Origin of the sequence: Lysinibacillus sp. KCTC 33748, from assembly GCF_002237755.1 — a bacterium.
Taxonomy (GTDB): Bacteria; Bacillota; Bacilli; order Bacillales_A; family Planococcaceae; genus Lysinibacillus.
In genome coordinates, this window is sequence record NZ_MWSJ01000002.1 from 222,041 (window position 1) to 234,855 (window position 12,815).

The window sequence follows — 12,815 nt, forward strand, 5'->3', positions numbered from 1 at the left end:
AGAGGGGGAGCGTCAATTGCGTAAATCTTTACCATTTGTATTAACGAAGGACCGCTCATTTTTTGAGTCATTAGGTGACTGGATGGGGGACGTCCTTTACGATGAATTACCTGAAAAGGGCTTTGAATGCCGTGATGAACAAATCTTTATGGCTTATCAAATCGAGCAGGCCCTCAAAGAGAAAAACGTGCTTTTTGCAGAGGCAGGGGTAGGGACTGGTAAAACAATTGCCTATTTACTACCGGCTGTATCTTATGCACGCTATACTGGTAAACCAGCCCTTATCGCATGTGCTGATGAAACCTTAATTGACCAGTTAGTAAAAGAGGGCGGCGATATTTATAAGCTACAAAAAACGTTAGGTCTTGAAATCGATGTCCGCCTAGCAAAGTCACGTGACCAATATTTATGCTTAAAGCGTTTTGAGGAAGCTGAGAAAGTCGAAACTGATGAATGGATTGATGATATTTCGTTTTCTATACCTGATGGAGTGTATGCACAGGGCTCGATGATTGCAATACAACCCTATGGTGAAAGAAGCGATTATCCAACAGTTAGTGATGAAGATTGGCAAAAAGTAAATTACAACTCGATTATGCAGTGTTCAGTATGTGACCTACGTAATCGATGTGGTCAAACATTACATCGTGCACATTATCGTAAATCAGCGGATCTCATTATTTGTTCACAAGATTTTTTGATGGAACATTTAGCTACAAAGGAGTCGCGTGAACGTGAAGGGCAATTAGCTTTATTGCCGGATGTATCAATGATTGTGCTAGACGAAGGTCATTTATTAGAATATGCTGCACAAAAAGCAATGACGTATAAAGTACAGGCGACAACTATTGTTCAATTGTTAGAGCGTTTAATGGTAGATGGTGTGCGAGAACGTACATTATACGCGATGGAAAAATTACAAGATGACCATGAGCTATTTTTTGACCAACTACGAGACGATCTAGTCGCTTCTAAAGAAGAGCGTAAACGTATTAACAAATCGCCAAATCTATTGAAATACGGGAAACAACTTATTCAAGATGTCGAAACATTACTTGAGGAATTTGTCTTTGAATCTGAAATGTATATGATTCCGGAGTATGAATTAAATATGGCAGAGGAGTATTTAGAACAATACGAGGCTTCTTTACGTATTTTTATAGCACAAGGAGATGCAGTAGATTGGTTAGAGGAAACTGATGGGGAAGAAACGCTTGTCATTATGCCGCGTCTTATTACAGAAGTTTTAGCAGAAAAACTATTCTCTAAAAAACTTCCAATCATATTTTCTTCAGCAACTTTATCAGTGAAAAAAGATTTTTCATATATTGCCTATAGTTTAGGAATTCGTGATTATCAATCGTTTTCTGTTCCTTCTCCATTTGATTATGAAGAAGTTATGCGAATTTATTTACATGAACTTTCTCAAAAGGAGAAAACGTCGCGGGTTCAACAGCTATTACGTGACGGTGAAAAAACTTTAATTTTATTTAAATCCAAACAAGCAATGTTAGATTTCAAAGCGGAACTACCTCTTATGGAACGAATGTATGTAGCGTTTGAAGGGGATCGTGAACTGTCAGGAATTGTTCGTGATTTCCAAGAAGGCGCGATCAAAACATTATGCTCCTATCATTTATGGGAAGGTCTAGATTTGCCGGAGGAGGCATTAACACGAGTTATTATTTTTGATTTACCGTTCCCTCCACACGATCCATTATTTGATGCGAAACGTACATTTGCAGAAAATCCATATGAAGAAGTGGAATTACCATTTATGCAACTTCGTTTGCAGCAAGGAATGGGGCGTTTAATTCGTACTTCAAACGACCGCGGAGATATCCATATTTTAATGAATGAAGAAGAGGCAAAGCAGCGGGAAACATTTGAAGATATATTAGCTGTTACCCCAGAAATAAAGTAGAAAAAAGCGAGTTTGCACCTGTTGCATTCTCGCTTTTTTTATATATTAAAATAACATTTTTATCGTGGGATAATGTTGTGTTTGAAAAAAGTGTTGAATATTTCTCTTTTAAGCTATATAGTTCTTTGTAATGCAATGAAATTTAATAAAATAAATTATTTTTTATATTGAAAATAATTTTGCAAAAGGTTTATAATAATGACAAGAAATTTTAGAATAATCAAATTTAATATTTAATTATTCTGTGATAGGGGGCATGAACCTGTCGAACATTCAATCATTGTGTCGAAAATATACGAGCTTATCTGCAACGGATGTAGAGAAGTTAATAGAACTTGAAATTACATTATCGTATTACGCTGAGTTGACAGATTGTTATATGTTCATAGATTGTATGCTGGAAAACTTGCCACATGCAATTGTTGTGGCAGAGGCATTCCCAAAAACAGAAAGAGGCTTATACGAAAAATCTGTAATTGGCAAATTTGTCTTTGAAAGCTTTGAGCCAGCAGTATTTGCTGCTTTTAAAAATAAAGAAAAATCGTCAATGACTAGAGCAATCACTCAGGAAGGCATAACGGTTGAACAAAACGTTGTTCCTCTCTTTAATGACCAACAACAAGTTATTGCTGTGTTAATCCAAGAAAAAAAGGTGGAAATGAAAACAACACCTAAAGATGATTTTCAACAAATGCCTTTTGCATTAATTGAGCATATTGTTGAGCCGAACTCTCAACCGATTCCAGTTGTTTCTGATTTGCTAGTGGAATCGATTATTCTTACAAATCATGAAAACAAAGTCATCTATAGCAATCCTGCAGGCTACCAATTTATATCAGAGCTATCCGGACTTGAGCGTTTTAACAACGTTGCTTTGGATGAAATTTTACCTTTTTTACAGGAAATCTATGATAAAGGCGATGATGTCTTTTTCTTAGAAGTTACGATTGATCGTAAATCTTTTATTGTGAAGAAAATTCCTATTCGTGATCAACGTGATAAAGTGACACTTCTCATAATTCATGATCTTACAGAGCTTAAGCTGAAAGAAAATGAATTAATGATGAAAACATTCGCTATAAGAGAGATTCACCACAGAGTGAAAAATAATTTACAAACAGTCACGAGTCTATTGCGCTTGCAAATGCGAAATGACTTGTCAGCTTCCAGTGCGAGTGCTTTTCAAGAGGCATTAAATCGTATATATAGTATTTCATCTGTTTATGAACTTATTTTAGAAAATGAGGATAACGCTGAAGAGAAAGTAGATGTTATCGCGTTATCTAAAAAGATTGGTCATAAAATGGTTGGCACATCCAACACATCATCTATTCAATTAACCTTTCATCACGATAATATACAGTTATTTTGTCATTCTAAAAAAGCTGTTTCGCTCGCATTAATCATTTGTGAGCTACTGCAAAATGCACTGAAATATGCTTTTATTGGTCGTGAAGAGGGAACAATCGATATCCAATTTCAAAAAGATGCTTCTTCTATTTCACTTCATATTTCTGACAATGGCGTTGGAATGCAAGAGGTGAAGGCATCGTTTGGAATGGAGATTATAACAAGGCTTGTTGAACATGATTTAGCTGGCATATTTTCAATTATCCCTAGTGAACAAGGTACACATACTCAAATCCAGTTCCCTGTAAGTGAGGAGGTATTTATCCTAAATGACTAGGAAAGTTATGATTGTCGAAGATGAGTCCCTTATTGCAATTGATTTGAAGTTTATGTTAGAGGATAATGGCTACGAAGTGGTAGCGCAAGCAAACAATGGAGAATCAGCAATTGAGTTGGCTTTTACACATAAGCCACAGTTAATCTTAATGGACATTAAAATGCCAAAGCTAGATGGTTTAAAGGCAAGTAAAGTTATTGAACAGCAGCTTGGTATACCAGTGCTATTTATATCAGCTTATAGTGAAAAAGAATTGTTACTGTACATGAAGCAGGATAATATTTTAGGCTATGTTATGAAACCGTTTTCTGAGAAGAATGTCCTTCCGGCGTTGGAAGTAGCATTTCACCAGATTGATAAGTTCAACCGTTTAAACGGGGAATTACTGCATAAACAAACAGAAATAGAAAAGCGAAAAATAATCGAACGAGCAAAAGGTTTGCTCATGAAGTCAGAGAACCTTAGTGAGGACGAAGCTTATAAAAAAATTCGAAGTGAAAGTATGCAGACTCAACAGGAAATGGCGCTTATTGCAAGGCGCATTATCAATACTTTACAAGTAAATAGTTAAAGCAAAGACGCTTTAAAGAGATCTCCTCTTTAAATGCGTCTTTTTTTTATATATAGAAAAATAAAAGGGGTGATGAGAAGGATGGCAATGATAGGAACGGTGATCGTTTATATTATTATGATTTGTGCAGTATTAGGAGCAATTGGAGCAATTCGAGATGCTGAATATGGAATCGGTAAAGAGTTTATGAATGGAATTCATACGGTTGGACATATTTTTGTACCTGCTGCAGGGATCATGGCAGCTATACCTTACTTAACGTGGTTTATAAGTCATTTTATTAGCCCAATTTTTGAATGGATTGGTGCTGATCCAGCGATTGCGGCAACGACAATTTTAGCGTCGGACATGGGGGGATATCAATTAGCAAATGCTTTAAAAGAGTCCTATGAGGGATGGGTCATGGCTCTAGTTGTCGGATTTATGTCAGGTGCAACAATTGTGTTCTCTATTCCAATGGGGCTTGCCATGTTAGATAAGCGAGATCATAAATATATGGCTTTAGGTATTATGGCGGGTGTTTTAACAATTCCGATTGGAGCATTTATTTCTTCTATTTTGATTGTGATGTTCAATACGGAGGTTCGTGAAGTAATTAGTACAACAGCGGCACCAACATATGTTTTTGCCATTTCTGTTTTACAAATATTAATTAATTTATTGCCATTATTTATTTTTGTCGTGTTAATTGCGTTAGGTCTAAAACTAATTCCAAATGGCATGATCAAAGGCTTCATGATTTTTGGACGTGTGATGGATGCTGCTATCAAGCTTGTGCTAGTGTTCTCGATTGTAGAAATTTTCACAGGTATTTTTACGAAGGTTTTTGGTGCATGGGGCTTTGATCCGATCATGGCAGATAAAGTCGATCAATTCCGGGCACTTGAAACAGCTGGATACATCGGTATTATGCTAGCGGGTGCATTCCCAATGGTGTACTTAATAAGAAAATATGCATCGAAGCCTCTAGAGGCAGGAGGTAAAAAATTAGGCCTATCGTCAGTAGGGAGCGCAGGTATTTTAGCGACAATTGCTAATATTTTAGCCATGTTTACACTTGTTCGACATATGCCACCGAAAGATAAGGTCATTATCATTGCCTTTGGAGTTTGTTCAGCATTCCTTCTAGGAGATCATTTATCGTTTACAGCTAACTTCCAACCGACCATTATTTTACCGGTTATTGCAGGTAAGTTTTTAGCGGGTGTTATCGCAATTATATTGGCCTATAAGCTATCTGTTCCTACAGCTCTAAGGCTAGAACAAGAGGATCGTGAGGCAGGCATTATTAAAGAAGGAGAATATTTAACAGATACTAGCCTTGAAAAAACTTGAAAGAGGTGATGACGTGTGAGTGAAGAAAAGAAACGGTTTATTCAGGAGTTTGTGCCAGGAAAGCAGCTAACATTAAGTCATCTAATCGCAAACCCTGACCCTGATATGTTTCAAAAGCTAGGTATTCAAGAAGCAGGTGCACTTGGCATCATGACATGTACACCAAGTGAGACAGTTATTATCGCAGGGGATTTAGCAACAAAGGCAGCGAACGTAAAACTTGGGTTTTTAGATCGCTTTACCGGCAGTCTCGTAATTGTTGGCAGTGTTTCCGAGGTTGAAATGGCGATGTTAGAGATTAATCGTTTTCTATCAGAGAAGCTTGGCTATACGCCATCAAAAATAACGAAGTCATAGGATGTGCCGTATGAAAAATCGAGTAATGATCATAGGTGGTGTGCAAGCAGGGAAGTCGACATTAATGAATGCGTTATTAGGAAAAGATAGACAAGCCAATAAAACACAGGCGCTCGTTTATGATGACTGGATTGTTGATACACCCGGAGAATATATAGAAAATCCAATGTATTACAAAAACATCATGGCAACATCGCTTGAAGTGACACATGTAATTTATTTGCAGGATGCCACGTCATCAAGGAGTGTTTTTCCTCCGCAATTTAGCTTAGGAATTCCTAAAATACAAATTGGTGTTATTACAAAAATTGATGCACCACTTGCAGATGTAGAAAGAGCAACAGCGTTATTACAAAATGTCATGACACATGGTCCTATTGTGAAAACCTCTTCGTGGCAAAAGCTTGGTGTTGAGTTTATAGCGCCACTTATTCAGCTCAATTGTGACGAAGAAATTCGCCAATTTGTGAAGGATCGTGATAGTCCTTATCTCATGTATAGCCCGTAGTGGCGAGAGGGGGGGAGTAAGTTGAAGACCGAAAAAATTTATAGTGCAGGCATTGATATTGGAACAAGTACAACAAAAATGGTCGTCAGTAGTTTTCTGTTGAAAAACGTTGCAGGTGTAACGCATGTGCCTCGAATAGAAATTATTGAAAAAACGGTTTTACATCAAAGCCCGATTATTAAAACACCATTTATCAATAAAGAAATTATCGATATGGAAAAAATCGAGCAATTTATTTTTCAGCAATATCAATTGGCCCAAATTGCACCAGCAGATATTGCAACAGGTGCCATTATTATTACAGGCGAATCTGCAACAAAAGAAAATGCTAGCGAGGTGGTTCATGCGATCGCAGATACAGCTGGACACTTTTTAGTTGCTACTGCCGGACCCGATTTGGAGGGAATCATTGCAGCAAAGGGTGCGGGTACTTTACAACAATCTAAAAATACGGCCAAAGTTATCGCTAATATCGATATCGGTGGTGGTACAGCAAATATTGCGGTAATGCAGTACGGAGAAGTAATCGGTACGTGTACATTGCATGTCGGAGGGAGACTCATAGAATTTCAAAATGGCATTGTCCAATCGATTTCACCACCCATTATGAAACTGATGAAAAAATGGTCAAAGCCATTAAAGGTGGGTGATGCAGCAGAGGATGTACGTGTCACACAACTAATCCAAGAAATGGCGGATATAGTAGCGATGACTCTAAGCGGACAATTGACAGATGAACAACATCCGTTATTGCTAGGACATTTGCCAACTTGGAATAAACCAGTTGAAGCAGTCGTTTTTTCCGGTGGTGTAGCTGCTTGTATTTATGAACAGGAATGTACAAACCGTCAATATGATGATATCGGCGAAAAATTGGCGACATATCTTTTGCAGCACGAACAGTTACAATCCTTTTTATGGCTAAAACCAGAGGAAACAGCACGGGCAACGGTGACTGGTGCAGGTACCCAAACAACTGAGATTAGTGGTGCAACGATTCAAGTAGACGCGGAAATTTTGCCTTTAAAAAATGTGCCTGTTTTCGATTGTCATTTGGATACGAACAGCCAAGAATTCGACTATGCGGTAAAAACAGCGGTTGAACGAGCCGATGCTCTATTTTCTATACAGGAGAATCGCTCTCCGTTTGCACTCTATTTCAGCCAGTTACCCTATTTAAGCTTCCAGGATGTCCGTGCTTTATGTGAGGCTATTTTGAAACACTTAGCGACGATAAGCTCCAAGGAACTACCAATTATCATAGTCATTCAATCAGATTATGCAAAAGTTATTGGGCAAACGTTACAAGCGATTAATCAAACAGTTCCCATCATTTGCATCGATCAAATCAAAGTGGAAACAGGCGATTACATTGACATTGGGGAAGTACTGCCATCTGGAGTTGTCCCAGTCGTTGTAAAAACACTTGCTTTTCACTCAAAGTAAGGAGGATGAATGTGAATCTATCGGTGATATTTGGTGGAGAAAAATATAATTTTAAATCATTGAAGGATGTAATGGCCAAGGCCAATGAAGAAAAATCAGGAGATCAGTTAGCTGGAATTGCTGCTGAATCTGTACAACAAAGAATTGCGGCAAAGGCGGTTCTAAGTGAGCTGTTAGTGAAAGATATAAGAGAAAATCCATTAGTTCCTCCCGAAGAGGATGAAGTGACACGCATTATTGAAGGTGATGTTAATGAGCAAATTTATGGAGAAATTAAAAACTGGAGTATCGAGCAACTTAGAGAATACATTTTATCCAATGACACAGGCGACAGGGAATTAAAACGCTTAAGCAAGGGCATGAATTCAGAAATTATTGCATCCGTTACAAAGCTAATGTCCAACTTAGATCTTGTCCATGCGGCCAATAAAGTGGAAATACTGTCAACTTGTAATAGTACGATCGGACAAAAGGGCACACTTTCCTCAAGATTACAGCCGAATCATCCAACAGACAATATTGACGGTATTATTGCTTCATTAAAAGAAGGCTTGTCCTATGGTATAGGTGATGCGGTCATTGGGATTAACCCAGTAGATGATTCAGTTGAAAGTGTGAAAAAAGTATTGCAAGCAACAAAGGAGTTTATCAATGATTGGTCGATTCCTACACAAAACTGTGTGTTAGCACATATTACAACACAGATGAAGGCTATTAAACAAGGTGCACCTGCCGATATGATTTTCCAAAGTATTGCTGGAACAGAAATTGCTAACCGCTCGTTTGGTATTTCTGCTGACCTAATAAGAGAAGCAGAGGAGCTTGTGAAAAAGCAAGGCACAGGAACTGGACCGAATTTATTCTATTTTGAAACTGGACAAGGCTCGGAGCTATCTGCTGAGGCACATATGGATATTGACCAAGTAACACTTGAATCGCGCAATTACGGATTTGCTAGACATTTTAATCCGTATATTGTGAACACGGTAGTTGGCTTTATTGGACCTGAGTATTTATACAATAACAAACAGGTTATACGTGCAGGACTAGAAGATCACTTTATGGGCAAAATGCACGGCATTCCAATGGGCGTTGATATTTGTTACACAAACCATATTAAAGCAGACCAAAATGATGTTGAAGATCTAAGTGTTTTATTAACAGCTGCTGGTGTCAACTTTATTATAGCTGCACCAATGGGCGACGATGTCATGCTGAACTATCAGTCAATGAGCTTCCATGATGTCGCTACATTACTTCAAACGTTTGGTAAAAAACCAGCACCTGCATTTCTAGCGTGGTTAGAAAAAATGGGCATTTATGAAAATGGTCGTCTATCTGCAATAGCTGGCGATTTATCTATATTTGAAAGGTAGGTGAGTCCATTGAATGAACAATTAGTATCAATGATTACACAGCTCGTAATAGATAAGATGGGCAATCAAACGCCCGACGAACAATCTCATGATACGGCTGTACCACCAGAAGACCAAAAGGAAATACTTATTAAACTTCAAGCTAAGGAAACTAGTGTAGCTGATATAGTAGCAATTCCGAGCGCAACAGAATGGTCAAATGAACCATTAATAAAACTTTATCATTCTGAATCACATAACCATGAACAATCGTACTACAGCGCAAGTAATGATGAACCAACTGACACTATGGCACCTATTACAACCTTTAAATTTGAAGAGGATGAAGTGTCTGAAAGTGTTCAAGCTGCTAAAAAGCATACACCTGCAAGAATAGGTGTTGGGAGAGCGGGGACAAGGCCAAAAACCAAAACTTGGCTAAAGTTCCGTCTCGATCATGCAGCGGCAGTAGATGCAGTTTATGGGGAAGTGACAGAAGGGCTCCTACAAAAGCTTGATGTCTTTCAAGTAACAACAAGAGTGACAGATAAGGAGGAATACATTACTAGACCAGATTTAGGTCGTCGTTTATCAGCTGAATCAAAAACGCTTATCCAATCGAAGTGTGCAAAAAATCCAAAGGTACAAATCATCATATCTAACGGATTAAGTGCAAGTGCGATTGAAGAAAATGTGCAAGATGTTTATTTAGCGTTACAGCAAAGTCTTAATAATTTAAATATAGAAATAGGAACGACTTTCTATATTGATAAAGGGCGTGTAGCTCTTATGGATGAAATAGGCGAGCTTTTACAAGCAGAAGTGATTGTTTATCTAATCGGTGAGCGTCCGGGACTTGTATCAGCCGAGTCAATGAGTGCTTATATATGCTATCAACCTAGAATTGGCACAGTAGAGGCTGATCGAATGGTCGTTTCGAACATTCATAAAGGTGGTATCCCGCCGTTAGAGGCTGGAGCCTATTTAGGAACAGTCGTGCAAAAAATATTGCATTACAAGGCAAGTGGAGTTGGTCTTGTGGCAAAAGAAGGTTAGGGGGCCAAACGATGAATCCTCAAAAAATTATGGCAGAAATTTTAGCAATGCAAGTCATTCCAAGAGTGAATAGTGAACTAGCAGAGCAATTAGATTTAAAGCCATATCACAATAGCATTGGACTCGTAACACTAACAATAGATGATGTTGGCTATGTAGCTTTGGACGAGGCTACGAAAAAAGCAGATGTTGATGTTGTGTATGCGAAAAGCTTTTATGCTGGAGCGGCTCATGCATCTGGCCCATTATCTGGTGAAGTCATTGGCATCATTGCTGGTAGATCGCCTGATGAAATACGAAGTGGCTTCGATGCGATTCAGCAGAAAATTCAGTTTGATACGTATTTTGAAGCGATCCTTCAAAATGAGAACCACGCTCTTTTTGCACATACTGTAGCTAGCTGTGGCACGTATTTGGCAGAGCTAGCGAAAGTTAAGGTTGGAACAGCCCTCGCTTATTTAATCGCACCGCCACTTGAAGCTGTCGTTGGTTTAGATGCTGCATTAAAGGCGGCAGATGTAGAGCTAAAGGTTTTCTTTGGTCCACCATCTGAAACCAATTTCGGTGGCGGTTTAGTAAGTGGTAGTCAATCTTCCTGCCAAGCTGCTGCAAATGCTTTTAGAGAAGCTATTGAAAATTTAACAAGAAATCCAGTTGTTTAGAAAGGTGGGTCTTTATGGCCACATTTGATAAAGATTTATTAGCCATTCAAGAAATGAGAGACGCTGTGAGACATGCCAATATTGCACAGGCTACGTATATGCAGTATTCACAGCAGCAGGTAGATCATATCGTCAAAGCTGTTGCGGATGCCGCATTTAAAGAGGCAGAACGGTTGGCAAATATGGCCGTTCAGGAAACAGGGATGGGTGTTCCTAATCATAAAAAGATGAAAAATGAGGTTGCCTCTAGAGATGTCTATGAAGATATTAAAGATTTAAAGACTGTCGGTGTCGTAGGTTTCGATCGAATGAAGAAAGTGACAGAGATTGCAAGTCCGTTTGGCGTAATTGCGGGCATTGTCCCAACGACAAATCCGACATCAACAGCAATTTTTAAAACACTTATTTCATTGAAAACTAGAAATGGTCTTGTTCTAAGCCCGCATCCATATGCAGTTGAATGTACAAAGGAAGCTTTAGAGATTTGTAGAGTAGCAGCAGAAAAAGCGGGAGCACCAGAAGGCTTGCTACACTGTTTAACACTGTCTTCCATGGAGGCTACGCAGCAATTAATGAAGCACCCCGATATTCACTTAATATTAGCGACTGGTGGGGGTGCGCTAGTAAAAGCAGCCTATAGTTCGGGCAAACCGGCTTACGGTGTAGGACCAGGAAATGTTCCAGCTTATATTGAAAAATCGGCGAATATATCCAAAGCTGTTCGCCAGCTTGTCCAAAGTAAGTCTTTTGATAACGGTACGATTTGTGCTACAGAGCAGTCAATTATTGTAGATAAAGTTATTGCCGAGCAAGTTTTATCAGAGTTAAAGAAAAACGGTGCTTATATTTTGAGTGATGAAGAGAAGGTAAAAATGGAGAAGTTGATTTCTCCAATCCCTGGGAAAGTAAATCCTCAAATTGTAGGTAAGTCAGCGGCTTGCTTAGCAGATTCTATCGGTGTTACTGTGCCGGAAGATACAAAAGTACTTGTTGGTATGGAAACGATGATTGGCAAGAACATTCCATTTTCATTGGAAAAACTGTCCCCGATATTTGCGTTATACACAGTTGAGGACAGTACTGAGGCAAAACAGGTAATGATTGATTTGCTAAACATAGGAGGACGCGGACATACATGCTCGATCCATACAGAAAATACAGCTTTAGCTGAGCAATTTTCTATTGAATTACCAGTTTCCAGAATTGTGATCAATACATTATCATCTATTGGCGCTGTAGGTGGAACTACAGGCTTAGCACCATCTTTCACATTAGGATGTGGCACGTTTGGTGGCAATATTACGTCCGATAACATTACAGCGAGACATTTATTGAATATTAAACGTATGGCTTATGGCATTAAAGATGTAGAGGTACCAAAACCAAAGTTCTTAACAAAACCAGTAGTAGAGAACATTAAGGCACAAGATCCATCGCTGGATACAGCAGTGGTTCAACAAATTGTTGATCAAGTATTAAAACAAATAACATTACAAAATAAATAATTTGGAGGAATGACAAATGAGTACAGCATTAGGAATGGTAGAAACAAAAGGATTAGTAGGAGCAATTGAAGCAGCAGATGCAATGGTGAAGGCTGCTAGCGTTAATTTAGTAGGAAAAGTACATGTTGGTGGCGGGATTGTCACTGTATTAGTTCGTGGTGATGTAGGAGCGGTAAAAGCAGCTACTGATGCAGGTGCAGCAGCGGCACAACGTGTTGGAGAACTTCTATCTGTTCATGTAATCCCACGTCCACACCATGAATTAGAATTAATTTTACCAAAAGCAGAGGCTTAATTTCAGGTTGAGCTGAGCCGTATTAAAGGCGATGGAAAGAAAAGCCGAAGCGACGGATAGAACCATCGAAGCGATGGAAAGACCCGCCGGAACGATGGATAGAGTACGAAGCGA

General features: G+C 38.7%; 12 protein-coding genes. All 12 read left to right on the top strand.

All coding sequences use genetic code 11. The annotated features are described in order from the left end of the window. Positions 1-16 precede the first annotated feature (16 nt). The 12 genes from B1B04_RS03855 (at position 17) to B1B04_RS03910 (ending at position 12,701) form a co-directional block, all read left to right on the top strand. A complete protein-coding gene (locus B1B04_RS03855; protein ID WP_079560011.1) occupies positions 17-1,924 on the top strand; it encodes an ATP-dependent DNA helicase in 1,908 nt (635 codons plus the stop codon). A 256-nt stretch (positions 1,925-2,180) separates the two neighbouring features. Then, a complete protein-coding gene (locus B1B04_RS03860) occupies positions 2,181-3,611 on the top strand; it encodes a sensor histidine kinase (protein WP_079560012.1) in 1,431 nt (476 codons plus the stop codon). Further along, positions 3,604-4,182: an ANTAR domain-containing response regulator gene (locus tag B1B04_RS03865; RefSeq protein ID WP_079560013.1), complete on the top strand. Its 579-nt coding sequence runs from the start codon at positions 3,604-3,606 to the stop codon at positions 4,180-4,182. Before B1B04_RS03860 ends, B1B04_RS03865 begins: the two co-directional genes overlap by 8 nt. Before the next feature lie 81 nt (positions 4,183-4,263). Continuing rightward, positions 4,264-5,517 carry an ethanolamine utilization protein EutH gene (gene eutH, locus B1B04_RS03870; protein WP_079560014.1) on the top strand — a complete coding sequence of 418 codons (1,254 nt, stop codon included), beginning with the start codon at positions 4,264-4,266 and terminating at the stop codon, positions 5,515-5,517. 15 nt (positions 5,518-5,532) lie between these two features. Then, on the top strand, positions 5,533-5,874 hold the full coding sequence (gene eutS / locus B1B04_RS03875; protein WP_079560015.1) for an ethanolamine utilization microcompartment protein EutS: 342 nt from the start codon (positions 5,533-5,535) through the stop codon (positions 5,872-5,874). 10 nt (positions 5,875-5,884) lie between these two features. Continuing rightward, the gene (locus tag B1B04_RS03880) at positions 5,885-6,382 is read left to right on the top strand and encodes a EutP/PduV family microcompartment system protein (RefSeq protein ID WP_079560016.1); all 498 of its coding nucleotides are present in this window, start codon (positions 5,885-5,887) and stop codon (positions 6,380-6,382) included. A 21-nt stretch (positions 6,383-6,403) separates the two neighbouring features. Next, positions 6,404-7,828 carry an ethanolamine ammonia-lyase reactivating factor EutA gene (locus tag B1B04_RS03885; protein WP_079560017.1) on the top strand — a complete coding sequence of 475 codons (1,425 nt, stop codon included), beginning with the start codon at positions 6,404-6,406 and terminating at the stop codon, positions 7,826-7,828. Between the two features lie 5 nt (positions 7,829-7,833). After that, positions 7,834-9,204, top strand: a complete 1,371-nt coding sequence (locus B1B04_RS03890; protein ID WP_079560018.1) for an ethanolamine ammonia-lyase subunit EutB — start codon at positions 7,834-7,836, stop codon at positions 9,202-9,204. Further along, positions 9,205-10,239, top strand: a complete 1,035-nt coding sequence (gene eutC, locus B1B04_RS03895; RefSeq protein WP_481817171.1) for an ethanolamine ammonia-lyase subunit EutC — start codon at positions 9,205-9,207, stop codon at positions 10,237-10,239. An 11-nt stretch (positions 10,240-10,250) separates the two neighbouring features. Further along, positions 10,251-10,901 (top strand): ethanolamine utilization microcompartment protein EutL, encoded by a 651-nt coding sequence (gene eutL / locus B1B04_RS03900; RefSeq protein WP_079560020.1) that lies wholly within the window; start codon positions 10,251-10,253, stop codon positions 10,899-10,901. Positions 10,902-10,915: 14 nt separating this feature from the next. Further along, positions 10,916-12,406, top strand: a complete 1,491-nt coding sequence (locus B1B04_RS03905; protein WP_079560021.1) for an aldehyde dehydrogenase family protein — start codon at positions 10,916-10,918, stop codon at positions 12,404-12,406. Between the two features lie 16 nt (positions 12,407-12,422). Continuing rightward, positions 12,423-12,701, top strand: coding sequence for a BMC domain-containing protein (locus B1B04_RS03910; RefSeq protein WP_053482447.1), 279 nt, complete (start codon positions 12,423-12,425; stop codon positions 12,699-12,701). Positions 12,702-12,815: the final 114 nt, after the last annotated feature.